20 protein-coding genes are annotated in these 23,311 nt (G+C 69.7%); 10 read left to right on the forward strand and 10 right to left on the reverse strand.

Annotation, left to right across the window (positions count from 1 at the left end; translation table 11 throughout):
- Window positions 1–141: 141 nt before the first annotated feature.
- The 4 genes from ACFW9O_RS15040 (at window position 142) to ACFW9O_RS15055 (ending at window position 4,677) form a co-directional block, all read left to right on the forward strand.
- Complete coding sequence (locus ACFW9O_RS15040; protein WP_384609647.1) at window positions 142–1,710, forward strand: potassium/proton antiporter; 1,569 nt, start codon at window positions 142–144, stop codon at window positions 1,708–1,710.
- Between the two features lie 328 nt (window positions 1,711–2,038).
- On the forward strand, window positions 2,039–3,319 hold the full coding sequence (locus ACFW9O_RS15045; protein ID WP_383180536.1) for an MFS transporter: 1,281 nt from the start codon (window positions 2,039–2,041) through the stop codon (window positions 3,317–3,319).
- A gap of 66 nt (window positions 3,320–3,385) precedes the next feature.
- On the forward strand, window positions 3,386–3,739 hold the full coding sequence (locus ACFW9O_RS15050; protein ID WP_384609260.1) for an FmdB family zinc ribbon protein: 354 nt from the start codon (window positions 3,386–3,388) through the stop codon (window positions 3,737–3,739).
- 89 nt (window positions 3,740–3,828) lie between these two features.
- Window positions 3,829–4,677, forward strand: coding sequence for an S-methyl-5'-thioadenosine phosphorylase (locus ACFW9O_RS15055; RefSeq protein WP_351175841.1), 849 nt, complete (start codon window positions 3,829–3,831; stop codon window positions 4,675–4,677).
- 380 nt (window positions 4,678–5,057) lie between these two features.
- Here the strand turns inward: ACFW9O_RS15055 and ACFW9O_RS15060 are convergent, their stop codons facing one another.
- Window positions 5,058–8,309 (reverse strand): GH92 family glycosyl hydrolase, encoded by a 3,252-nt coding sequence (locus ACFW9O_RS15060; protein WP_384609264.1) that lies wholly within the window; start codon window positions 8,307–8,309, stop codon window positions 5,058–5,060.
- Window positions 8,310–9,036: 727 nt separating this feature from the next.
- Here ACFW9O_RS15060 and ACFW9O_RS15065 point away from each other — a divergent pair.
- Together ACFW9O_RS15065 and ACFW9O_RS15070 are read left to right on the forward strand one after the other, a co-directional pair.
- Entirely contained in the window at window positions 9,037–9,627 is a 591-nt protein-coding gene (locus tag ACFW9O_RS15065; protein WP_384609267.1) for an RcpC/CpaB family pilus assembly protein, read from the forward strand.
- Window positions 9,628–9,740: 113 nt separating this feature from the next.
- On the forward strand, window positions 9,741–10,202 hold the full coding sequence (locus tag ACFW9O_RS15070; protein WP_384609269.1) for an MscL family protein: 462 nt from the start codon (window positions 9,741–9,743) through the stop codon (window positions 10,200–10,202).
- 19 nt (window positions 10,203–10,221) lie between these two features.
- Here ACFW9O_RS15070 and ACFW9O_RS15075 read toward each other — a convergent pair whose 3' ends face one another.
- The 6 genes from ACFW9O_RS15075 to ACFW9O_RS15100 form a co-directional block, all read right to left on the reverse strand.
- Window positions 10,222–10,425 carry a hypothetical protein gene (locus tag ACFW9O_RS15075; RefSeq protein ID WP_351181067.1) on the reverse strand — a complete coding sequence of 68 codons (204 nt, stop codon included), beginning with the start codon at window positions 10,423–10,425 and terminating at the stop codon, window positions 10,222–10,224.
- 115 nt (window positions 10,426–10,540) lie between these two features.
- Window positions 10,541–10,954 carry a hypothetical protein gene (locus tag ACFW9O_RS15080; protein WP_384609271.1) on the reverse strand — a complete coding sequence of 138 codons (414 nt, stop codon included), beginning with the start codon at window positions 10,952–10,954 and terminating at the stop codon, window positions 10,541–10,543.
- Window positions 10,951–11,688, reverse strand: a complete 738-nt coding sequence (locus ACFW9O_RS15085; protein ID WP_351181062.1) for a Rieske (2Fe-2S) protein — start codon at window positions 11,686–11,688, stop codon at window positions 10,951–10,953. The genes ACFW9O_RS15080 and ACFW9O_RS15085 overlap by 4 nt, the downstream gene beginning before the upstream one ends.
- Entirely contained in the window at window positions 11,685–12,287 is a 603-nt protein-coding gene (locus ACFW9O_RS15090; RefSeq protein WP_329210093.1) for a 4Fe-4S dicluster domain-containing protein, read from the reverse strand. The genes ACFW9O_RS15085 and ACFW9O_RS15090 overlap by 4 nt, the downstream gene beginning before the upstream one ends.
- Before the next feature lie 6 nt (window positions 12,288–12,293).
- Entirely contained in the window at window positions 12,294–14,618 is a 2,325-nt protein-coding gene (locus ACFW9O_RS15095) for a molybdopterin oxidoreductase family protein (RefSeq protein WP_384609274.1), read from the reverse strand.
- A complete protein-coding gene (locus tag ACFW9O_RS15100; protein WP_384609277.1) occupies window positions 14,615–15,772 on the reverse strand; it encodes an MFS transporter in 1,158 nt (385 codons plus the stop codon). Before ACFW9O_RS15100 ends, ACFW9O_RS15095 begins: the two co-directional genes overlap by 4 nt.
- A 179-nt stretch (window positions 15,773–15,951) precedes the next feature.
- Between ACFW9O_RS15100 and ACFW9O_RS15105 the strand changes: the two genes are divergently transcribed.
- Together ACFW9O_RS15105 and ACFW9O_RS15110 are read left to right on the forward strand one after the other, a co-directional pair.
- On the forward strand, window positions 15,952–17,007 hold the full coding sequence (locus tag ACFW9O_RS15105; protein WP_384609280.1) for a P1 family peptidase: 1,056 nt from the start codon (window positions 15,952–15,954) through the stop codon (window positions 17,005–17,007).
- Window positions 17,008–17,129: 122 nt separating this feature from the next.
- Window positions 17,130–17,876, forward strand: coding sequence for a DUF6227 family protein (locus ACFW9O_RS15110; RefSeq protein ID WP_384609283.1), 747 nt, complete (start codon window positions 17,130–17,132; stop codon window positions 17,874–17,876).
- Window positions 17,877–17,986: 110 nt separating this feature from the next.
- On the opposite strand, the gene ACFW9O_RS15115 is transcribed toward ACFW9O_RS15110, so the two are convergent.
- A complete protein-coding gene (locus ACFW9O_RS15115) occupies window positions 17,987–19,543 on the reverse strand; it encodes an MFS transporter (protein WP_384609285.1) in 1,557 nt (518 codons plus the stop codon).
- A gap of 61 nt (window positions 19,544–19,604) precedes the next feature.
- Between ACFW9O_RS15115 and ACFW9O_RS15120 the strand changes: the two genes are divergently transcribed.
- Window positions 19,605–20,597: a helix-turn-helix transcriptional regulator gene (locus tag ACFW9O_RS15120; RefSeq protein ID WP_384609288.1), complete on the forward strand. Its 993-nt coding sequence runs from the start codon at window positions 19,605–19,607 to the stop codon at window positions 20,595–20,597.
- 115 nt (window positions 20,598–20,712) lie between these two features.
- Here the strand turns inward: ACFW9O_RS15120 and ACFW9O_RS15125 are convergent, their stop codons facing one another.
- Complete coding sequence (locus tag ACFW9O_RS15125; RefSeq protein WP_351172631.1) at window positions 20,713–21,714, reverse strand: sigma-70 family RNA polymerase sigma factor; 1,002 nt, start codon at window positions 21,712–21,714, stop codon at window positions 20,713–20,715.
- A gap of 147 nt (window positions 21,715–21,861) precedes the next feature.
- Between ACFW9O_RS15125 and ACFW9O_RS15130 the strand changes: the two genes are divergently transcribed.
- The gene (locus ACFW9O_RS15130; RefSeq protein ID WP_384609290.1) at window positions 21,862–22,443 is read left to right on the forward strand and encodes a GNAT family N-acetyltransferase; all 582 of its coding nucleotides are present in this window, start codon (window positions 21,862–21,864) and stop codon (window positions 22,441–22,443) included.
- On the opposite strand, the gene ACFW9O_RS15135 is transcribed toward ACFW9O_RS15130, so the two are convergent.
- Window positions 22,391–23,173 carry a dioxygenase gene (locus tag ACFW9O_RS15135; protein ID WP_384609292.1) on the reverse strand — a complete coding sequence of 261 codons (783 nt, stop codon included), beginning with the start codon at window positions 23,171–23,173 and terminating at the stop codon, window positions 22,391–22,393. The genes ACFW9O_RS15130 and ACFW9O_RS15135 overlap by 53 nt on opposite strands.
- Window positions 23,174–23,311: the final 138 nt, after the last annotated feature.

A 23,311-nucleotide genomic window follows, 5' to 3' on the forward strand; every position in this document is an offset into this window, starting at 1 on the left:
ACTGCTCGCACGAACACTCGAAGGCGTCAAGAAAACGTTAAAGATTAGGTAAGGTAACGAAGTACTGGCCCCCGGAGGTCGATCCGGAAGGCGTTCGCAGGGAAGGAACGGACCCTGACTGTCCACGATCTCAACGAACTTCTGCTCGTCTGCTCGCTCGTCCTGCTGGTCGCTGTCGCGGCCGTACGCATTTCGTCCCGCAGCGGGTTGCCCAGCCTGCTCCTGTACCTCGGCATCGGGATCGCCATGGGGCAGGACGGCATCTTCGACGTCAAGTTCGACAACGCCGAGCTGACCCAGGTGATGGGTTACGCCGCGCTGGTCGTCATCCTGGCCGAGGGCGGACTGGGCACGAAGTGGAAAGAAGTCAAACCCGCGTTGCCGGCAGCGGCCATGCTGTCGACCGTCGGGGTGGGCATCAGCGTGGGCGTCACCGCGAGCGCGGCGCACTATCTCGTCGGTCTGGACTGGCGGCAGGCACTGATCATCGGCGCGGTCGTCTCCTCCACGGACGCGGCGGCCGTCTTCTCCGTGCTGCGCAAGGTCCCGCTCCCGTCCCGGATAACGGGCGTACTGGAGGCCGAGTCCGGCTTCAACGACGCCCCGGTGGTCATCCTGGTGGTGGCGTTCTCCACGGTCGGCCCCGTGGAGCACTGGTACGTGCTGGTGGGCGAAATAGCCCTGGAGCTGACCATCGGCGCCGCCATCGGACTCGCGGTGGGCTGGCTCGGCTCCTTCGGGCTGCGTCACGTCGCGCTGCCCGCGTCCGGCCTCTACCCCATCGCCGTGATGGCCATCGCGGTGTCCGCGTACGCGGCGGGCGCCATGGCTCACGGAAGCGGATTCCTGGCCGTCTACCTCGCCGCGATGGTCCTCGGCAACTCGAAGCTGCCGCACTGGCCGGCCACCCGGGGCTTCGCCGACGGGCTCGGCTGGCTGGCGCAGATCGGCATGTTCGTCCTGCTCGGCCTGCTGGTCACCCCGCACGACCTGGTCGACGACTTCTGGCCCGCCGTGGTGGTGGGGCTGGTGCTCACCGTGATCGCGAGGCCCCTGTCCGTCTTCATCAGTCTGGCGCCGTTCCGGCTGCCGAAGCGCGAGAAGGCCCTGATGTCCTGGGCCGGGCTGCGCGGCGCGGTGCCCATCATCCTGGCAACCATTCCCATGGTGTCCGACATCGAGGGCAGCACCAAGGTCTTCAACATCGTCTTCGTCCTCGTCGTCGTCTACACCCTCATCCAGGGTCCGACCCTGCCCTGGCTCGCGAGAGCCCTGAAGATCGGCGAGGACCCGTCCGAGGCCGCCGACCTGGGCATCGAGTCGGCACCCCTGGAGCGGCTGCGGGGGCACCTGCTGTCCGTCGCGATCCCGGGGAAGTCGAAGATGCACGGGGTCGAGGTCGGCGAGCTGCGGCTGCCCGCCGGAGCCGCCGTCACCCTCGTCGTACGGGACGGGAAGAGCTTCGTGCCCGCGCCGTCCACCGTGCTGCGGCGCGGGGACGAGCTGCTGGTGGTGGCGACCGACCCGGTACGGGACGCGGCGGAAGCACGACTGCGCGCGGTCGGCGAGGGCGGCAAGCTGGCCGGCTGGCTCGGCACGACAGCCCCCCGGGACAACGGGTCCCTGGGGATGGAGATGCCTCACGTGATGAAGCTCGCGAAGAGGCTGGGCAAGGACGGTAAGCACGAGGACACGCGGACACACCACTGATCGGAGGTAGTGACGCGTACCTCGTGCGCAATCACAGGCACATGTGACGCACAGCCTGTAAGATGAAGGATTGCTACCGAAGATCCCCCTGTTTTAATCTAGATCGACCAGTCTTGATCGACCACCTCTGTCTGATGCAGAGCTGGCGCGACCCGTATGGCGGTCGTGGCGCCCTTTTCGCTTCCTTCTCATCTCTGAGGCGAGCGCCCGGCATCTACCGCAGTTCCGCGCGAAGAGGACAGCTCTCGGCAGCTCCCGCACGAGCCGCGCACCCCGTGTGACGCGACACCCGGGAGCACGGCTACCAGGCGGCAGAAAGGCAAGGACCGTGGCATCCACGGTCTCCGACCGCCCCGGTTACGGGCAGTTGCTTCGCACCCCTGGTGCGTGGACCTTCCTCCTCCCGGGCTTCGCGGCCCGGCAGCCCTTCGCGATGCTGACCATCGGCATCGTGCTGCTGGTTCAGCACACCACCGGTTCGTACGGCAGCGCGGGCGCTGTCGCCGCCGTCTCCGGTGTCTCGATGGCCCTGTTCGCGCCGCAGAGCGGCAGGCTCGCCGACCGCTTCGGCCAGCGCGCCGTGCTCCTGCCCGGCGTTCTGGTGCACTCGCTGTCCGTCGGCGTCCTCACCGGGCTCGCCCTGGCGCACGCACCCCTGTGGGTGCTGTTCCTGGCGGCCGTGCCCACCGGAGCCTCCATCCCGCAGATCGGGCCGATGGTCCGGGCCCGCTGGGCGGCCCGGCTCGGGGCCGCCCCGGGGCGGCCCGCGTCCCCGCTGATGTCGACCGCCGCGGCCTTCGAGTCCGTGACGGACGAGTTCACCTTCGTCGTCGGCCCCGTCCTCGCGACGGCGCTGTGCACCGGCGTGCACCCGGCGGCCGGTCTGATCGCCGAGGCCGCGCTGACACTGATCGGCGGAGTTCTCTTCGCCGCCCAGCGCTCCACCCAGCCCGCCCCCCGCAGCGCCGCGACCGCCGCCGAGCCGCACCGCTCCGCACTGTCCGTACCGGGGGTCCGGGTACTCGCGATCACCTTCCTGGGGATCGGTGCCGTCTTCGGCGGAATGCAGGTCTCGCTGACCGCGTTCTCCGAGGAGATCGGCAGGCCCGGAGTGAACGGCCTGCTGTACGGGGTCTTCGCGGCCGGCAACATGCTGGCCGGGATCGCCTGCGGGGCCATCGCCTGGAAGAGCAGTCCGCGTCGTCGGCTGATCGTCGGCTACGTGGCCCTGACCCTGACCGCTTCGGGACTCTGGGCGGTGCACTCCGTGCCGCTGCTGGCCGGTCTCGGGCTGCTGGTCGGCCTGTGCATCGCTCCGGCGCTGATCAGCGGGTACACGCTGGTCGAGGCGCTGGTGCCGGCATCGGCCAGGACAGAGGCCTTCACCTGGCTGACGGGCGCTGTGGCGCTCGGCCAGGCGGCTGCTGTCACCGTGGCCGGACAGCTTGCGGACTCGCACGGTGCGAGCACCGGATTCGTGGTGCCGCTGCTGGGAACGGCGCTGGCGCTGGCAACCCTGCTGGCCCTGCGCTCACGGCTGACACCGAGGTACCGGGGGCGGACGGTGGCACGTGGGATCGGTCACCGCGAGCCGGTCACGGTGGACTGATCGCTCGGAATACGTCAGTATGGAACGTCGTTAGCACTCACTGAGTGAGAGTGCCAGGAGGAGCAAGTGCCGACCTATCAGTACCAGTGCACCGAGTGCGGCGAGGGCCTCGAGGCGGTGCAGAAGTTCACCGATGATGCCCTGACCGTGTGCCCGAACTGCGAGGGACGCCTGAAGAAGGTGTTCTCGGCGGTCGGCATCGTCTTCAAGGGATCCGGTTTCTACCGGAACGACAGCCGCGGCTCCTCGTCGAGCAGCACGCCGGCGACGTCGCCCGCGAAGGCAGCCGGTTCCGCGTCCGCCACGTCGACGTCCTCGTCGGGGTCGTCGGGTTCGGACTCGAAGCCCGCCGCGTCAAGTTCTTCGTCGTCCGCGTCTTCGTCGTCCGCGACTTCGTCGAGCGGCACATCGGCCGCCTGAGGCCGTACACGTACACCACACGCTTCACCGGGACCCCGCCGATCGACTCGGCGGGGTCCCGGTCGTGTCCGCCCGGTTAGTGTGACCGCATGGTGAACGCAGAAGCGGGTACGGCGGATATCGGGGTCATCGGCGGATCGGGGTTCTACTCCTTCCTCGAGGACGTGACCGAGGTCCGGGTGGACACCCCGTACGGGGCTCCGAGCGACTCCCTCTTCCTGGGCGAGATCGCGGGCCGCCGGGTGGCGTTCCTCCCGCGTCACGGACGCGGCCACCACCTCCCGCCGCACCGCATCAACTACCGCGCCAACCTCTGGGCCCTGCGCTCCGTCGGCGTACGCCAGGTGCTCGGCCCGTGCGCCGTCGGCGGGCTGCGCCCGGAGTACGGGCCGGGGACCCTGCTCGTACCGGACCAGCTGGTGGACCGTACGAAGGCCCGCACGCAGACGTACTACGACGGCGAGATCCGGGCGGACGGAGCCCAGCCGAACGTCGTACATCTCGGCTTCGCCGACCCGTACTGCCCGCATGGACGCCAGGCAGCACTCGCGGCCGCACGGGGTCGCGACTGGGAGCCGGTGGACGGCGGGACCCTGGTCGTGGTGGAGGGACCGCGCTTCTCGACCCGAGCGGAATCACGCTGGCATGCGGCGATGGGCTGGTCGGTGGTGGGGATGACCGGGCATCCGGAGGCGGTTCTCGCCCGTGAACTGGGGCTCTGTTACACGACGCTGACGCTGGTGACGGACCTTGACGCGGGGGCCGAGGCGGGCGAGGGCGTCAGTCACGGGGAGGTGCTCAAGGTGTTCTCCGCCAACGTCGAACGCCTGCGGTCGGTGCTGTTCGACGCGGTGGCCGCGCTGCCTGCGAACACGGAACGCGACTGCGCGTGTGTGCGCGCGCTGGACGGACTCGACACAGGGATCGAGCTGCCTTGAGACCGCCGACGTCACCTCGGTGAACCCGGCAGCTGTCGACCACGTCGCAGCCCGGCCTTGGACGTAGAGGGCCTGGCAGATCGTCTCGTGGACGCCGGATGAAGTTCCTCGGCGCGGCACTCCTCTTCCCCGGCTCGGGCCGGGGGGCGGGCCCGACGAAGGCGGCGCCTCCTGATACACCGGAGGCGCCGCCTTCTCATTGCCTTGGCAGGCGTGGCGGCCGTTGCGCCACTTCTTGCACGTCCGCACCCGATACCGGCGATCCGAGGCCACTGGAACCCGGGCTTCCGCGCCAAGGCCCTGAGACGGGTGCGCCGTCGGGAACGGCGGACCGCCGGCATGGGTTCCGACGGTCCGCCCTCCCTCTCTGGGCGAGCTCTCTAGGCGAGCGTGATCGCGTAGATCTCGACGCGGGAGTCGTCCGGCAGCGAGACCGAACGGACCGTCTTGCCCCCGTCGAGCTCGGCGGCCATGCCGAAGAGCCGAATGGACGGCCCGTCGACACCGCTGCCCCGCTTGATGCGGTGCGGCATGTCGAGGACGACCGTGCTGCCGTCCGGCGCGGAGCCCGCCCAGTCGCCGAACGTCACCGGTGCCTCCGTGCTGCTGCCGTCCGTGTAGTGCACGGTCAGCGTGGTGGTCACAGGACCGTTGTGCGCCGAGCCGACGAGCCGCAGCGCACTGTGCTGTCCGGCGGGCAGCAGGAGGGCCTGCCCGCGCGCTTCGAGGAAGTTGTTCGCCGTGCCGGTGGAGTCCGGCGCGTCGTACGTCACCCCGTCCCATGTGACCGGCCCCGCCTTGGGCAGCAGGTCGCCGTCATAGCTCCAGCCATGCCCGTCGAAGTCGCCCTCGTCGGACTTCGCCACCGTGGCCGTGCCGTCGTGGCCGAGGTCCGCGCGCAGGTTCACGGCGCACTGGCCGTTCGCCTCACTCGCGCAGGTCGTGGCGGCTCCCACCGCGACGGTGGCCTTGCGGGTGACCGCGTTCGCCCCGCGGCCCACGACCTTCACCTCCACCGGGTAGGACCCGGCGGCGACGCCCGGCGGCACGGTGATGTCGAGCGACACCTTCTTCTGCACCGGAAGGCGTCCGGAATCGATCACCAGTGGTGAACGCGGTGCCGTCGTGGCCTTCCAGCCGCTGGGCACCTTCGCCGTGACCGACACGTTCAGCTTGCCGGGTGCCTGTCCCAGGACGTCCAGCGTGAACTTCGCGGTCTGCGCGGTGTCGCCCGTGGGGACGACCGCCGAGGCGGGACGCAGCGACGCGTCGACGTGCTTGCGGCTGTCGGGGGACGCCTGGTTGACGGAGGGCGGCTGGGCGTCCTTGCCCGTGCCCCAGTTGGACGGGGAGGTCCCGAGCCGGTGGGCCAGGGTTCCGCCGTGCGCGAGCTTGTTCCAGCTCAGCCAGGTCTGGGGTACGTCCCGGCCGTTCAGGGCCACGCTCCGCACGTACCGCTTCGTGTCGCTCGCTCCGGGTGCCTCGATCGTCAGCGTGCCGCCCTGGCCCTTGGTGCCGGACGCCTTGGGATAGCTGCCGATCCGGACGGTCGCCGACTCGAACTGCGGGCTGGACACGGCCAGGAAGTTGCCGCCGCTCATCGTCGGGTAGATGCCGAGCGAGGAGAAGACGTACCAGGCGGACATGGTGCCCAGGTCGTCATTGCCCGTCATCCCGTCCGGCCCGTTGGTGAACAGCGTCATCGCCGCACGCACCACGGTCGCGGTCTTCGCCGGAGCGCCGACCCAGTTGTACATGTACGGGGCGTGCAGATCCGGCTCGTTGTTCGGGTTGTACGTCGGCTTGCCGTAGTAGTCGTACGGCTGCGAGATCCAGTCGTTCCGAGCGGTGCCCGCCGGGTCGGTGAGCAGTTTGTCGTGGACGAAGAAGGAGTCGAGCCGCTTCTCGGTGGCGCTCCGGCCGCCCATCAGGCTGACGAGACCAGCGGGATCCTGCGGCACCAGCCACTGGTACTGGTACGCGCCGCCCTCGTGGAACTGGTGCGCCGCCTCGACCGGGTCGTACGGCGTGAGCCAGGTGCCCTCGGCCGTCCGCGGACGGAACTGCTGGATCGAGGAGTCCCACAGGTTCCGGTACCACTGCCCGCGCGCGGCGAACATCCGGGCGTCCGACGTGTGTCCGAGCCCGTCGGCCATCAGCGCAAGCGACGCATCGGCGGCGGAGTACTCCATCGTCGCCGACGCCGGGTGCTTGCAGTCGTTGTCGCCGCCCTTGTCCGCGCAGTCCTTGCCGAGCTCGAGACCTGACGGGATGTAGCCGCGCTCGGTGTAGTAGTCCGAGCCCGAGCGTCCGTTGTACGACGAGTCGGCGGGCGGGGTGCTGGTCGCGTTCTTCTTCAGCAACGCGTAGGTCTCTGCCTCGTGTCCGGCGAGGAGGCCCTTCGACCAGGCCTCCACGAGGAAGGGGGTGACCGGGTCACCGGTCATGATGTTGGTCTCGCTGTTGGCGAGCGCCCAGCGGGGCAGCCAGCCGCCGTCCCGGCCGGCCGCGACGACCGACAGCGCGACGTCCCGGGCGACCTTCGGCTCCAGCATCTGCAGAAGCTGGTTCTGCGGCCGGTAGGTGTCCCAGAGCGAGAAGTTCTGATACGGCGTGTAGTCCTTTGCCGTGTGCGTCTTGTTGTCGAACCCCTGGTACAGGCCGTCGACGTCGCCGGCAAGGTTCGGGTGCAGCTGGCTGTGGTAGAGCGCGGTGTAGAAGGCCTTCTGCCGGTCCGCCGCGCCTCCGCTGACCCGGATGGAATCCAGCTGCTTCTTCCAGGTGTCCTGCAACGCCTTGCGCGTGGCGTCGAAGTCGAAGGACTCCTCGGTCTCCGCCGCCAGGTTCTTACGGGCGCCCTCCATACCTGTGTAGGACAGCCCCACCTTGAGGACGGCGTCCCGGTCGGTGGTCGCGTCGAAGGTCACCCAGGCGCCCTTCTGGCCGCTTCCCTCCGCGTCGCGGGTGTCGGGCTCGGGGGCTGCGCCGTCCCACGTGCCGTAGGCCTTGAAGGGCCGGTCGAAGGTGGCGCTGAAGTACACCGTGTGCTCGTCGTGCCCGGCGCAGAAGCCCCCGGCGTGCACCCGGCCCTCGATGGTGCGGTCGCCGACGACGTGCACCTCGGAGTCCAGCACCGACTGGTTGGCCTTGCCCGTGTTGAACAGGACGTTGGCCGAACCGGTGGAGGGGAAGGTGTAGCGCTGCCACCCGGTGCGTTCGGTGGCGGTGAGCTCCGCGTCGACGTCGTACTTCTTCAGCCCCACCCGGTAGTAACCGGGGCTGGCCTGCTCGTCGTCGTGGCTGTACGGGGAGCGGTAGGCGTTCGGGTCCACGGAGTCGACCGCGCCCGTGGTCGGCATGATGGGCAGCTCGCCCATGACACCGCAGCCGACGCCGGAAAGGTGCGTCTGGCTGAATCCGTAGATCGAGTCCTGCTTGTAGTCGTAGCCGCCCTGGCCGCCGGTGTCCGGACTGACCTGGACCATGCCGAACGGCGCGCTCGCCCCGGGGAAGGTGTTGCCGAAGTTCTGGGTTCCGACGAACGGATTGACCAGATCGATCGGTTCCGCGTCCGCGGCGGCGGCGGGCTGGGCGATGCCGAGCACTCCACCACCCACGAGTACGGCGGCCATCAGACCGGCTGTTATACCGGAAGCACGGGGACGGAACGGTCTGAAAGCAAACCGCATGGGGTATTTCCCTTCGAATCCTGACACTTGACAACGTTGTCACACTGTTCGTTGGCACCGTAACCCCCGACCGCCCCGCATGTCACTGGTTGAGCAGGGGTCAAATCCCGACGTGAGGAATCGATTCCGCAACATGTGGCGCCCCGCGTCCCACCTCGACATGTCCGGCGGGTCGGGTTGGTGGCGTCGGGCTCGAGCTCCAGTCGCTTCGCCTCGTCGTCGGTGGGTAGCCAGGAGCGCAGGATGTGCCGGCGGTGCACCTGCGGGTGCCCGACCGTCAGAATGTCGTCGATCAGGCTGATATCGCGTTCCTCGCCGGGGAACCTGCCACGGGACGATCCGGGTTCCGCGGGAGCGGATGCGGATGCGGATGCGGATGCGGATGCGGATGCGCCACTCAACGGCACATGGGGGCGGCCGCAGCTCGCCGGATCGAGCTGCCTGAGCTCGCTCCGGACCCGGCGGGGTGGCCGTAGCCATCAGAACCATGCACCCCCGCCGGCTCGCCATGCCCTGGCTCGTACGGGTGCCGAGGTTATCCACAACGTGTGGGTTCTCCACAGGCCGCGGCCGGATTCCCGCGGAAGGTGGATCGTGAGGGGCGTCCGGCGTTGTCGCCGCCGGACGCCCCTCACGCTCTGGATTTCCTTCACCGCAGGTGGTGTTTGCCATGTTCCTGTCCGTGCCCGATACACGTCCGGCTCCTCCCGCACCGCGCGGGGTGCCACCGTTCGACCCCCTGCACGTTCACGGCAGCCGTACTGGACGGCTGCGCCGGGTCATACGCCGACAGCGCCGCGCGATGGCGGCGGGGCTCGCCCTGGCCTCGGCCGCGCTCGCCGCCTCGGGTCTGAGCGCCTCGGGCACCGGCACACCGGGTGCGGGCGGCGGCGCCGTTGCGGGCGGTGTGCCGTCGGCTCCGGAGCGGCGTCCTGTGCGTCTGGTGTCCGCGCCGGTGCGGATCGCGGATGCGGCGACGGTGCGGTTGTTGCGTGCGGGGGACCGCGTCGACGTGATCGCCGCGCAGGAGGGCGATCCGGTTGCCAGGGTGGTGGCGAAGGATGTGGAGGTGGCGGACGTGCCGCGCCGTTCGGAAGACGGCGGGCAGGGGTACCCGGCCACGGACGGCGACGGCGGGACGGCCGCGGAAGGCGGTGCCCTGGTCGTCCTGTCCGTGGAGCGGGAAACCGCCACGGCCCTTGCCGGCGCGGGCGTGTCCGGTCGTCTCGCGGTCGCGGTCTCCCGCACCGGGCAGAGCTGACATGTCGTCAACTCGCCCGCCGGGTTTGCCGGATTGGACAGCGTCGCCTTCCGCCGCCTTATGTGAAGGAGCAGTTCGCCCCCCTTGCGGCACCTACAGAGGAAGGCTCATCGATGAGCGAGAAGAAGGTCAGTCTGCTGGAGGGCTTCAAAACCTTCCTGACGCGCGGCAACGTGATCGACCTCGCGGTCGCCGTCGTCATCGGTGCCGCATTCACCAACGTCGTGAACGCGGTCGTCAAAGGGATCATCAACCCGCTGGTGGGTGCCTTCGGGACCCAGGACCTGGAGAAGTACAGCTCCTGTCTCCGAGGGCCCTGTGTCGTGGATCCGGACACCGGCAGGATGGACGGGATCGAGATCCTGTGGGGCTCGGTGCTGAGCGCCGCGCTCAGCTTCTTGATCACCGGCGCCGTCGTCTACTTCCTGATGGTGATGCCGATGGCGAAGTACCTCGCCAGGAGGGCAGCCGCGCAGGCTGCCAAGGAAGGCGTGCAGGAAACGATGGAGGTGAGCGAACTGGAGGTGCTGAAGGAAATCCGCGACGCTCTGGTATCCCGGCGCGACCAGCCGTAGCCATGTCACACGTGCTGGATCACACGTGGTGGGGCGGCTTCTCGTCGAGGAAGCGGGCCAGATCTGCGGCGCTGCCACCGGCAGGAGCCCGCTCGCCCCACCCCTGGTCCGTATCGTCCGCGGACTGCGTGTCCAGGGGATCGTCGAAGATCAGGGGCGGCTTGGGCCTGGGCTCCTGCGACGGCTTCGACTCTCGCGGTCCGGAGGCGGGGGCGGTACTCATACGTCAAGGGTACGGCGACGCTCACCCCGGTCGTTCATGACCGGCCTCGCCGATCCACCGGTCCGCGTCTCATCGATCCTTCGGTCCACGTCTCATCGGTCCTTCGGTCCGAGTCTCAGCGGTCCTTCGGATCGAGCAGCCACAGGCCGAGGACGACGAGGAACGACAGGCCGAGGAAGCCGGCGCCCCACCAGGCTGTTCCCGTGTTGCCCTCCATCCATTCGTCGATCAGCACCGTCAGACCCCAGAGCTGCCCGACGACCACGGTCATGGCCAGGGCCAGCCGGGCCGTCAGCTTCGAGGAGCGCTCGGGCTCCTGGTCACTGCCGGCTCCGGGGCCGGGGCCGGTGTGTGCCACCCGCGGGTCGCCGTAACCGCTGGTGGCGCGGATCTGGGGATAGCGCTCGTGTACGGGTCGGTTCAGTTCGGGGCTGGCGCTGCCCGGCCGGTACTCGGGGTACAGGTGCCCGGAGGCCTCCTGGCCGACACCTGGTTCCGGGCGCTCCGAGGGCTGTCGAGGGTTCGTCATGACCGCCCTCCCACGGCTCCGGTCCCGCCGGTGGCGCTGCCTGACGGCTCGGCGCCCGGCACACCCGCACTCGACGGGGCCGCCGGGGGTGGTGCTTCCACGCCGTCGCTGACTCCGGGGCAACCGATCCGGGCCGCCAGGTCCGGGCGGTCCTCGCCGAACTGACGGCACAGCCCCTGCTCGATGCTCTCCCCGGAACGGGTGGTGCCCAGGGCCCAGATGCTGCCGTCGGTCTGTTCGGTGAGCACCACCTTGGGCAGTCCGCGGGGCGGCGGCCCCGCGGTGACCTCGCCGGTCCGGGCGTCGAAGACGCCTTCGTGGCAGGGGCAGTAGAGCTCCCCCTCCGTGCCCCGGTCGTTGCGCCAGAGAACGGCGCAGGCGAGGTGCGTGCAGATCGCGGAGTAGCCGACGAGGGTGCCGTCGTCCATCCGTACGGCGACTGCCCGGTCCTCCTCCCCGGGGTAGCGGAAGGCGAGGGACTGGCCGGGCAGCAGCTGCGTGGCGATCTGCTTCGGCTCGGGGGCCTTGCCGTCCTCCTCGTCCCCGTGACGGTGGAGGATCCCGCCCGCCACCCCCAGTCCGCCGAGCGCGAGTCCGCCGGAGACGGTGGTCACGATCCGGAGGTAGTCGCGCCGGGTGGTGAGCGAGTCGGCGGCGATCCGGTCGTGGAGAGCCGCGCGGGGGTCACCGCCGGAGTTCCGGTCGCTGCCGGGCTGCTGTTCGGTGACGCTCATCGGCGGACGTCCTTACCGTTGATCTCGACGACGGGAAGGCCACCGGGCACGGGCCACTGGACCCGGTCCGCGGGGACGACCATGGCCACACCGGTGCGGACCTCGCTCTCGCCGAAGACGAAGGTGTCGGCGACCTGGACACCGGGACGCTCGGCCTGGAGCTCCTCGAGGGTTCCGTAGAAGAGCGCTCCGGTCGGGCAGACGGTGGCGCACATGGGGGCGAGTCCGTAGGCGGTGCGGTCGTAGCAGAGGTTGCACTTCATCTGCAGCTTCGCCTGGAGGTCGATCTTCGGGACGCCGAAGGGGCAGGCGTTGACGCAGTTCGCGCAGCCGATGCAGCGGGTGGTGTCGGCCTGCTGCACCACACCGTCGGCGGTGACCAGGATCGCGTCGGCGGGGCAGACCTCCGCGCAGGGGGCCACGGGGTCCTCGCAGTGCATGCAGACCGTGGGAAGGGAGGCGACCGAGCTGCCCTCGTCGGTGTAGTCGAGGTGAATCATCGACTTGCCGCGGTGCGAGTCGCATTCCCGGCATGCGGATACACAGGCCTGGCAGCCGATGCAGCGCCCCGGGTCGATGAAGATCGTTCTGCCCATCATGCGGCTTCAGCTCCTGTCCGAGGTGCCACGGCCCTGAGGAGACGTGGGCGGCAGCGGGTCGGTCCGGGACACCTGGGTCTCGGGGTAGGCGACATGGCCGGGCGCGACGGGGGGCGCGGGCACCTCGTCGATCTTTTCGGCGTGCTCGATCCGGCAGGCGCACACCTTGTACTCGGGGATCTTGGAACGGGGGTCGAGGGCATCGATGGTGAGCGCGTTGGCCGAGGTGGGAACCGGCCAGTGGTACGGGATGAAGACGGTGTCGGGGCGGATCGCCTCGGTGACCAGCGCGGGGAAGACTTCGCTGCCGCGCCGGGTGACGACACGGACGGGCTCGCCGTTGCGGAAGCCGTGGGAGGGGTGGACCTCCGCCCAGGGCCGCGGGGTCTGCTCGACGAGGGCGCCCAGCCGGCGTGTCTGGTTGCCGGAGAGGAAGTGGGCGACGGTGCGTCCGGTGGTGAGGGACATGGGGTGCTCGTCGTCGTACGGGTCCATCGGCGGGTGCCATTCGACGACCTGCATATGGATCCTGCCGTCGGGGTGGTAGGTCTTGCCGTCCTCGAAGAGGCGCGGGGTACCCGGATGGTCGGTCGAGGGGCACGGCCAGGCGATGCCGCCGGTCTCCTCCAGGCGTTCGTAGGTGATGCCGGAGTAGTCGATGACGGTCCCGGCGGAGGCGATCCGCAGTTCGTCGAAGACCGCCCGGGAGTCGGCGAACGCGAACTTGTCGCCGGCTCCCAGGCGCCGGGCGAGTTCGCACATCACCCAGGTGTCGGTCCGTACACCGGGAGGCGGGTCCTGCGCCTTGTTGTGCTTGACCACACGGGCTTCGGCGTTGGCCATGACGCCCTCGTCCTCGGCCCACGTCGTGACGGGGAAGACGACATGCGCGTTGGCCGCGGTCTCGGAGAGGAAGAAGTCGAACTGGGCGTGGAACTCCGTGGCGTCGTAGCCCTCCTTGACCACGCGGTAGTTGGGGAGGGAGACGAAGGGGTTGTTGCAGATGCCGATCAGTCCGCGGATCTCGCGGCGCTGCATCTGCCAGACCATTTCCATCATCGAGGTCCCGGCCACCGGAAGTTCGGATTCCTCGATGCCCCAGATCTCGCAGATCTGGCGCCGGTGTTCCTCGTTGAGGATCGAACGCCCTCCGGGCAGGAGATCGGACTTCTGACCGTGCTCGCGGCCGCCCTGTCCGTTGCCCTGCCCGGTGAGAGTGCCGTAGCCGGCGCCGGGTTTGCCGATGTGGCCTGTGGCGGTGCAGAGGTTGATCACGGTGAGGCAGTTCTCGACGCCCTGCGAGTGGTGCTCGATGCCCCGGGCGTGCCAGGCCATGGCCTTGGGTGCCCTCGCGAAGGCACGGGCCACCTGGACGATCTGCTCCGCGGGGACGCCGCAGATGTCGGCGGCGCGGGACGGCGGGTACTCGGAGGCCTTGGCCCGGACCTCGTCCCAGCCGGTGGCGTGGGCCGCGAGGTAGGTCTCGTCGGTGAGGCCCTCGGCGATGATCACGCTGAGCACGGAGTTGAAGAAGGCGGAGTCGGTCCCCGGTTTGAGCGCGACGTGGATGTCGGCGGTGCGGGCGATCGCCGTCTCGCGCGGGTCGATCACGATGAGGGTGGCGCCGCGGTCCCGGGCCCCCCAGACGTACTGGGTCAGCACGGGGAAGCACTCGCCGACGTTGGATCCGGCGATCAGGAGGCAGTCCGTCAGCAGGATGTCGGAGAAGGGGTTACCGGCCCGGTCGATGCCGAAGGCGAGCTTGTTGGCGCCGGCGGCGCTGACCATGCAGAGCCGGCCGTTGTAGTCGACGTGCCGGGTCCTGAGCGCGACCCGGGCGAACTTGCCGACGAGATAAGTCTTCTCGGAGAAGAGGCTGGCGCCGCCGAGGAGCCCGAAGGCGTCATTTCCGTGGGCCTGCTGGATGCGCTTGATCTCGGAGACGGTGAAGTCGAGCGCCTCGTCCCAGGAGACCTCGCGGAAGTCCTCGTCGCGCGAGCGGCGCATGAGCGGGGCGGTGAGCCGGTCGGGGTGGTTGACCTGCTGGTAGGCGTTGATGCCCTTGGGGCAGAGCCGCATCCGGTTGATGTCGTGGTTGCGGGGCTCGACCCCGAAGACCTTGCCGCCGCGGTCCACCCGCAGGTACATCCCGCACTGGACACCGCAGAAGCAGCAGTGGGTGGGGACGAGTGTCTCGCCGTCCTGGTCGGCGTGCCACTGGTCGGCCGGAATGCCTCCGGCGTCCCGGAAGCCGCGGGTGCCCGGCGGTGCGAGGGAGGGGTCGAGGGGCACGGCCGTGCGGCGGTCGGCTGCGCGTGGATCCGCGGTCACTTGAAGCCCTTCTTCACCTGGGAGAGGTAGGCGCTGCCCCGCAGCACCCTCTTGCAGCGCGGGCAGTACTCGGCCCACGCGTCGAAGCCGAGGTCGAGGTCGCGCATGGTGCCGCGCAGGTTCTCGACGTACGGCCCGGTGTCGATGGGTTCCTCGCAGCGGCGGCAGGCGAAGACCTCGTCGTCCTGGCGGCCGGTGTACTTGAACAGCTGCATCCCGACCGCCGCCGGGCGCTGCACGATGTGGAAGAACTTCCCGAACGGGATGTAGATGAGGGTGAAGACCACCGACACCATGTGCAGGATCGCCAGGAACTCGTAGCCGCCGCCGTGCAGGAAGAGCGAGGAGAAGGTGAGCAGCAGGCCCGTCACGGAGATGACGATCAGGGCGAGCAGCGGCACCATGTCGTACGCGAAGCGCTGACCGGTGATGGCGCCGCGGTCCTTCATCCGGCGCCAGAGGAAGTAGGCGGCGCCGGGAATGACCATCACGGCGGCGATGTCGAGGCCGTGGAACATCAGCCAGCCGAGGATGTTCAGCGAGTCGAATCCGATGATCTTGAAGCCCCAGATGCGCATCTCGTAGCCGGGGCCCGAGCCGCTGCCCGAGGTGAAGGTGAACCAGCCCCAGGTCAGCGGAAATGTGATCAGCGAGGCGAGGATGCAGCCCCAGAAGATCAGCTGGTGGGCGGCCCAGCGGGCGTGCGACCGGGCGCCGAGGAACTTCTGGAAGCCCAGGTAGGTCGCGATCATCTTCGGCAGGGCGGTGGGGGCCCTGCGGAAGTTCTCGGCCGAGAACAGGCTGCCCCAGCCGCGGATGAAGAGCCGGCGTGCGCCGGGGGCGGAGATCCAGACCGTGTAGCGGTAGGCGACGCCGAAGGCGAGGAAGACGGTGGCCACGGCGTACGGGAGGAGAGCCGAGTCGAAGTTGTGGAGCAGGCGGCTGCCGAGCACGATCGCGAGGATCAGCAGGACGGAGACGACGACACCCGCCAGTGCGGCCCGGGCGTTGACGGACCGCGGGACGATTCCCGCGGCCTTCGCGGCGACGGCGGACGCGGGACCGGGACGGCCGTCCGTCCCGCCGGGAGAGCCGGTGCGGGCACCGGGGTCTGGCTGCTCGGGCGCGGCGGGCTCTGCTGGTGGCTCGGTCACCCGGCCAACTTAGGGTCGTATGACGCGTTCGGTCCTGTTATGGGCACCCAGGGGATGAGCGAGTCGCCCGTGTGGCCCCAGCCCGCGCACCCGGCGGCGACCGCGCGTTCCCGCTCCCTCGCGATCGCCGGTACGTTCGCCGGGACATGGCAGCACCCGCACCTCACGAGGAGCCCGGAATGACCGAGGAACTGCGCCCCTTGGAACCGCTGGACGCGCTGACGGACGTGGGCGGGATCCGTGTCGGCCACGCCCGGGTTCCCGGCGAGGGCGCGCTGAGCGGGACCACCGTCGTCCTGGCTCCCGAAGGAGGCGCCGTCGCCGCCGTCGACGTACGCGGCGGCGGCCCGGGCACCAGGGAGACGGACGCTCTCGATCCCCGCAATCTGGTGCAGCGGATCGACGCGGTGGTCCTCACGGGCGGCAGCGCGTACGGGCTGGACGCCGCGTCCGGGGTGATGGCCTGGCTGGAGGAGCGTGGGCGCGGTGTCCGGGTCGGCCCCGACCCCGCCCACGTGGTCCCGGTCGTGCCCGCCGCCTGCCTGTTCGACCTGGGCCGGGGCGGCGACTGGCGGGCCAGGCCCGACGCCGCGACCGGCCGCGCCGCGGTGGAGGCGGCCGCGGCATCGGAAGCGGGGGCGGCGGTCTCCGAGGGCACGGTGGGTGCGGGCACGGGCGCGGTGGCCGGACAGCTCAAGGGGGGTGTCGGCACGGCGAGCGTGCGGCTGGCCTCGGGGGCCACGGTCGCCGCCCTGGTCGTGGTGAACGCGGCCGGCTCCGTGGTCGATCCGCGGACCGGGGTGCTGTACGGGGAGTACGGCGCGGGCGAGCCCCCGGCGCACCCCGCGCCCGGAGTTCACGAGGCCGCCCGACTGCGCCTGGAGGAGCTCAGGGAGGCGAAGGGAGGGCGCCCCTTCAACACCACGATCGCCGTCGTCGCCACCGACGCCTCCCTCACCCGCGCCCAGGCGCAGAAGCTCGCGGGGACGGCGCACGACGGCATGGCACGCGCCGTGCGGCCGGTCCATCTGCTCAGCGACGGGGACACCGTTTTCGCCCTGTCGACGGAACGGCTTCCCCTGCCCCCCGAGCCCGTGGCGGAGCTGAACGACATCCTGGCAGCGGGCGCCGACGTGCTGGCCCGCGCCATCGTGAAGGCCGTACGGGCGGCCCGGGGCGTCGACGGCCCGGGGGGCGCGTTCCCCTCGTACAGCGACCTCTACGGCACCGCCTGAGGAGGCCGGGAACTTTCTGCGTGCGCGGTACGTTTTTTGCGAACCCCGGTCACGATGTCAGACCCAGGGACTACGTTATGCACGCATCAAGTAACGCGCGGCGACGGCCTGGAGACAGCACCTTGAGCGATCCGTACGAGACAACCGAGCAGCACCTCGAGCGACTCCTGCGATGCGCCCTCAACTCCTTCGACCTGTCCGACAGCACGATCGACCGGCTCGGGACGGCGCTCGCGCACAGCAGCGCGCTGCACTCGTCCCACCACAGCGCGGCCCTCCACCGCGAGACCCACAGACACACCTACCTGCTCTCCGACGGCACCGCACTGACTCTGTGGGAGCTGGTGCACGGCAGCGGCCGGGACGCCGGATCCCCCCGCAGACACGAGCTGTACGACGACGAGGGCGATGCCCGGATCGCCGCCGCCCGGCTGGCCGGAGGCTTCTGGGACACTCCGGCCTTCGGTGACGAGAGCCTCCAGTCGGACCTGGAGGTCCTGACGATGCTGATGGCGGCGCCGCCGGTCCCGCTGCCTCGTATGTACGCTCCGGACAATTCGGCGGACCATGCCCGTCGCGTCCTGCGCCGCGCGGAGAACAGCGACCACCCGGGCGCCGAGACGGCCGGGCTGCTCCGGGCCGCCTTCGCCCACCACATCACGCAGATCTTCGGACGCCAGTGCCGCGTCGAGGGTCGGGACGCCGGTTTCACGCTCTACGAGCACGCCTTCCTGCTCCTGGACGGCAGCGAGACGAGCCTGTGGGAGGTCGAGCACACGGCCACGCCGGACGGCCGCCACATGTGCGAGGTCTACGGGGACGAGGAATCCGCCCGCCGGGCCATGGAGAGCCGCACCCGAATCTGCTGACCGCCGCCCGTGCTCGGTCAGCCGAGCGACACGGACGCACCACGCACGGCGGCCCGTACCTCCCGGCCGGGAGGTACGGGCCGCCGTGGATCGTCAGTGGATCGACGGGATCAGCTCGCCAGTGCGGGCTCCTTGGAGATGCCGTCGTCCTGTGCCGGGGTCTCCGGCTCACCGCCGCCCTCCAGGTGCACCTGCGGCTTGGCCGGCAGGGCGAACATCACCACGAAGATGACCGCGAGCACTCCGGCCACCCACCACAGCGAGTCCTGGAACGCGTCCACGAACGCCGGGCCCACCGCTTCCGGCGCCAGCCGGTCACTGATCGACCCGAAGAAGACGACCGAGACGAGGCCGAGCCCCAGGGCCGTGCCCATCTGCTGCACCGTGTTGATGAGTCCGGAAGCCGATCCGGAGTGCTCCTTCGGCACCCCGGAGAGCACCGCGTCCGTCAGCGGGGCCACGATCAGGCCCATGCCCACACCCATGATCACCAGGGGCGCGGCCATCTGCCAGGTCGTGATGTCCATGCCGTACCGCGCCGCCTCCCCGATGTAGAGCAGCAGCCCGGCGATCATCAGCAGCGCGCCCGCCTGGAGAACCTTCCGGCCGAAGCGGGGCACCAGCTTCTGTACGGAGATACCGGCGGCCACGGAGACGGCGATCGAGAACGGGATCCCGGTCGCACCGGCCCGCAGCGCACTCCAGCCGAGGCCCATCTGCATGTACAGCGTCCAGACAAGGAAGAAGATGCCGAGGGCGATACCGAAGGTCAGCTGCACGGCGACACCCGCGGCGAAGCTCTTGACCTGGAACAACGACAGTTCGATGAGCGGCGAGCCGTCCTTGCGCGCCTTCTGGCGTTCGTACGCGACGAGCCCCGCGAACACCAGGAAGCTGGCGGCCATCGACACGTGGCCCCACACCGGCCAGTCCAGGTCGCGACCGCGGGTCAGCGGGTAGAGCAGCATCAGCAGACCCAGCGTCACCAGGACCACACCGACCAGGTCGAGACGGAGTGCCTTCGGCGCCTTGGACTCACTGATGAACTTGCGCCCCAGGATCAGCCCTGCGATACCGACCGGAAGGTTGATCAGGAAGATCGGCCGCCACTGCAGACCGAAGAGGTTCCACTCGGTGAGCAGCGCGCCCAGCAGAGGCCCTGAGACCGCGCCGAGCCCGACGATCGCGCCGAAGAGGCCGAAGACCTTGCCGCGCTCGTGGGCCGGGAAGGTGGCGTGCACGATCGACAGCACCTGCGGCACCATCAGTGCGGCCATTCCGCCCTGCAGGATGCGGGAGGCGACCAGCATCTCCGGGTTCGCCGCGAAGCCGCAGAGGGCCGAGGCGATGGTGAAGCCGCCGATACCGATGAGGAAGAGCCGCTTGCGGCCGTAGATGTCGCCGAGCCGGCCGCCGGTGATCAGGCCGGCCGCGAAGGCCAGGGCGTATCCGGCGGTGATCCACTGGATCGAGGAGAACGAGGCGCCGGTGTCCCGGGTGATGCTCGGGATGGCGATGTTGACGATCGTGACATCGACCAGGTCCATGAAGGCGGCGGTCATGACGATGGCGAGTGCGAGCCAGCGGCGCCGGTCCGCCGGCGCCACCGGCTCCGTGGGTGCTGCGTTGCCGGCCGCCGCGGACGGCAGGGATTCGGAAGAAGTCATAGGAAGAAACTACCGACCCATTAGGTCAGGTCGTGTCCTGATGGACCGGCATCCTGGACGCATGACGGATACCCCGGCACGACTGCTGAATCTGCTGTCGCTTCTCCAGACACCGCGCGAGTGGCCGGGCAGCGAGCTGGCCGAGCGTCTCGATGTCAGCCCGCGCACCATCCGCCGCGACATCGACCGGCTCCGCGACCTCGGCTATCCGGTCGAGGCGTCGCGCGGCTCGGTCGGCGGCTACCGCCTGGTCGCGGGCACGGCCATGCCCCCGCTCCTGCTGGACGACGAGGAGGCGGTGGCCATCGCGGTGGGGCTGAGGGCCGGGGCAGGGCATGCCATCGAGGGTGTGGACGAGGCGTCCGTACGGGCGCTGGCCAAGCTGGAGCAGGTCCTGCCCTCACGGCTGCGCCACCGGGTCTCCTCCCTGCAGAAGGCCACCGTGCCCCTCACCCGCGGCGACGGATCCACCATCGACCCGCAGACGCTGACCGTGATCGCTTCGACGGTCACCGGGCGGGAGCGGCTGCGTTTCGCCTACCGGTCCGGGGACGGCACCGCGTCGAAACGGCAGGTCGAACCGTACCGGCTGGTCAGCACGGGCAGCCGCTGGTATCTCGTCGCCTACGACCTGGACCGTGAGGACTGGCGCACCTTCCGGGTGGACCGGGTGAGCGAGCCGTTCGCCACGGGGGCCCGTTTCACCCCGCGCGAGCTGCCCACCGAGAGCGGGGACGCCGCGGAGTTCTTCGCCCGGTCGATGTCCCGGATGCAGCCGGATCTGCGCATCGACGTGACGTTCCGGGCCCCGGCGGACTTCGTGACGGCGCGGCTACCCGCGTCGCTCGGCGTTCCGGAGCCGACCGGTGAGCACAGTTGCCGGCTGCGCTCGGTCTCCTCGGACTCGCTGGAGTGGGTGGCGCTGCGGCTGGCCCTGGTGGACTGCGAGTTCACCGCGCACGGGCCGTCGTCGCTGGTGGCCTACCTGAGCGATCTGGGCGCCCGCCTGACCCGCGCGTCGTCGGCGGCCGGTCCCGGGGCGGATCAGAAATGAATGAGCCCCGGCGCCGGGGGGGGTGGGCGCCGGGACTCAGCTCATGGGACCGGTACAGGACCCGGTCGTCGGGCCGGTGCGAACCGGCTTGATTGGGAGGTTACGGGTTATTGGCTCACGCCGCAGCGTCAAAGCCCGTGTCGTGAGCCATTCGCTTCAATTCGAGTAGTGCGTGCTTCTCGATCTGGCGGATCCGCTCCCGCGTCAGACCGTGCTGCTTGCCCACTTCGGTGAGGGTCCGCTCACGGCCGTCCTCGATTCCGTACCGCATCCGGATGATGGAGGCGGTGCGGTTGTCGAGCTTGCCGATCAGGTCCTCGAGCTCCTCGCTGCGCAGCAGTGTCATCACGGACTGCTCGGGCGACACCGCGGAGGTGTCCTCCAGCAGGTCACCGAACTGCGTGTCACCGTCGTCGTCCACGGACATGTTGAGGCTGACCGGGTCACGGGCCCAGTCCAGGACGTTGCCGACGCGCTCGGCGTTGGAGTCCAGCTCGGCTGCGATCTCGGAGTGCTCCGGGTCGCGGCCGTGCTCGCGATTGAACTCGCGCTGCACCCTGCGGATCCGGCCGAGCTCCTCCACAAGGTGGACGGGGAGCCGGATCGTGCGGGACTGGTCGGCTATCGAGCGGGTGATGGCCTGCCGGATCCACCACGTCGCATACGTGGAGAACTTGAAGCCCTTGGCGTAGTCGAACTTCTCGACCGCGCGCACCAGGCCCGCGTTGCCCTCCTGGATCAGGTCGAGCAGGGGCAGGCCCGCTCGCGGGTACCGCCGGGCCACGGCAACGACGAGCCGGAGGTTGGAGCGGATGAATACGTCCTTGGCGCGCTCGCCCTCGGAGACCAGCGCCTCGAGCTCCTTGCGCTTCGCTCCGCCGGCTTTGCTCTCCACCTCGCCGTCGAGGATCTGCTGGGCGTAGACGCCCGCCTCGATCGTCTGCGAGAGCTCGACCTCCTTGGCGGCGTCGAGCAGCGGTGTACGAGCGATCTCGTCCAGGTACATGCCGACCAGGTCGCGATCGGCGATCTCCCCGCCCACGGCGCGAACGCTGCTCGCCCGGGTGGTCCCGCCGCTGGTGGCGGACGAACGTCGGGCGACGGCACGGGTTGCCATGCGTGCTCCCTTACTCAGTAGGTCGCGACACCCTTTCGGGTGCCCTGCATCCGATGGAAACAACGACTGGAATCCGGACAGAATTCCCACCGCGACCGTTCGCTTTCGAGATCATGCAGTACCCTGTCGGCCCCAGCAGGAGGACCGATGCCACATATATCGACAGAAGTGCAGGTCAGGCCCGGCACGGAGGCCGATCTGGAAGTTCTCACGGACATCTACAACCACTACGTCCGTGAGACGGCGCTCACATTCGATACAGCCGCGTTCACTCCGGCCGAGAGGCTGCCGTGGCTGCGCTCCCACCCTGAAGACGGCCCGTACCGCCTCCTGGTTGCCCGGGAGGACTCCACGGCTGACAACGCGACCGGGATCCTGGGTTATGCCACCAGCAGCCCGTACCGCCCCAAGGCGGCGTACAGCACGTCGGTCGAGGTGAGCGTCTACTGCGCACCCGACGCCACGGGCCGCGGAATCGGCACGCTCCTGTACAAGGCCCTGTTCGAGGCCCTGGCCGGCGAGGACATCCACCGCGCCTACGCGGGCATCGCCCAGCCGAACGAGCCGTCCGCACGGCTGCACGACGCCTTCGGCTTCCGGCACGTCGGCACGTACACCGAGGTGGGCCGGAAGTTCGGCCGCTACTGGGACGTGTCCTGGTACGAGAAGCCGCTCCTCAGCCGAACTGCACCGAACGCTTCGCCAGACCCATCCAGAAGCCCTCGATGACGCTGCGTCCCTGATCGAGCTCGCCCTCCGCCGCGCCCAGCGTCACGAACAGCGGCGCGAAGTGCTCGGTACGCGGATGGGCCAGCCTGCCCGCCGGCGACTTGCTCTCGAAGTCCAGCAGCGAGTCGATGTCCTGCGCCTGGAGCGCCCTGTGCCCCCAGTCGTCGAACTCCGCCGACCATCCGGGGATCCCGCCCCCCGGGTGCCGCAGCGCCGCCAGGTTGTGGGTGAAGAAGCCGCTTCCGACGATCAATACCCCCTGGTCGCGCAGCGGAGCGAGCTTGCGCCCTATGTCCATCAGCTTCTGCGGGTCCAGGGTCGGCATGGAGATCTGGAGTACGGGGATGTCCGCGCCCGGGAACATCTCCACCAGCGGCACGTACGCCCCGTGGTCGAGACCGCGGTCCGCGATGTCCTGGACCGGCGTGCCCGCACCGCGCAGCAGCTTGCGGACGTCGTCCGCGAGCGCCGGGGCCCCCGGGGCCGCGTAGCGCACCCGGTAGTAGTGCTCCGGGAAGCCCCAGAAGTCGTAGACGAGTGGGACGGACTCGGTGGCGCCGAGGGCGAGCGGGGCCTCCTCCCAGTGGGCGGAGACCATCAGGATCGCCTTGGGGCGCGGCAGCCCGGCCGACCAGGCGGCCAGCTCGCCGGGCCAGACGGGGTCGTCGGCGAGCGGCGGCGCGCCGTGCGAGAGGTAGAGGGCGGGCATGCGCTCCGCGGTGTCAGTCATGGCACTCCCATTCCTCGGCCGATCAAGGTATGTGTTGTCTACAGGCACCGGAGGCTGATACCTGCCACAGGCACCGGGGACTCGACGGATCAATTGCTTGAACCTTCAAGTTCCAACTACCGGAGACCTTAGCTCTAT

Source organism: Streptomyces sp. NPDC059499 (genome assembly GCF_042749285.1).
In the GTDB taxonomy this organism is placed as follows: domain Bacteria; phylum Actinomycetota; class Actinomycetes; order Streptomycetales; family Streptomycetaceae; genus Streptomyces.

Coding starts and splice junctions, on each gene's coding strand:
- ACFW9O_RS15115 (WP_384609285.1), bottom strand. CDS start 19,543: ATGACTTCTTCCGAATCCCTGCCGTCCGCGGCGGCCGGCAACGCAGCA.
- ACFW9O_RS15065 (WP_384609267.1), top strand. CDS start 9,037: ATGTTCCTGTCCGTGCCCGATACACGTCCGGCTCCTCCCGCACCGCGC.
- ACFW9O_RS15060 (WP_384609264.1), bottom strand. CDS start 8,309: ATGGCCGCCGTACTCGTGGGTGGTGGAGTGCTCGGCATCGCCCAGCCC.
- ACFW9O_RS15130 (WP_384609290.1), top strand. CDS start 21,862: ATGCCACATATATCGACAGAAGTGCAGGTCAGGCCCGGCACGGAGGCC.
- ACFW9O_RS15135 (WP_384609292.1), bottom strand. CDS start 23,173: ATGACTGACACCGCGGAGCGCATGCCCGCCCTCTACCTCTCGCACGGC.
- ACFW9O_RS15075 (WP_351181067.1), bottom strand. CDS start 10,425: ATGAGTACCGCCCCCGCCTCCGGACCGCGAGAGTCGAAGCCGTCGCAG.
- ACFW9O_RS15085 (WP_351181062.1), bottom strand. CDS start 11,688: ATGAGCGTCACCGAACAGCAGCCCGGCAGCGACCGGAACTCCGGCGGT.
- ACFW9O_RS15090 (WP_329210093.1), bottom strand. CDS start 12,287: ATGATGGGCAGAACGATCTTCATCGACCCGGGGCGCTGCATCGGCTGC.
- ACFW9O_RS15080 (WP_384609271.1), bottom strand. CDS start 10,954: ATGACGAACCCTCGACAGCCCTCGGAGCGCCCGGAACCAGGTGTCGGC.
- ACFW9O_RS15125 (WP_351172631.1), bottom strand. CDS start 21,714: ATGGCAACCCGTGCCGTCGCCCGACGTTCGTCCGCCACCAGCGGCGGG.
- ACFW9O_RS15070 (WP_384609269.1), top strand. CDS start 9,741: ATGAGCGAGAAGAAGGTCAGTCTGCTGGAGGGCTTCAAAACCTTCCTG.
- ACFW9O_RS15120 (WP_384609288.1), top strand. CDS start 19,605: ATGACGGATACCCCGGCACGACTGCTGAATCTGCTGTCGCTTCTCCAG.
- ACFW9O_RS15055 (WP_351175841.1), top strand. CDS start 3,829: ATGGTGAACGCAGAAGCGGGTACGGCGGATATCGGGGTCATCGGCGGA.
- ACFW9O_RS15105 (WP_384609280.1), top strand. CDS start 15,952: ATGACCGAGGAACTGCGCCCCTTGGAACCGCTGGACGCGCTGACGGAC.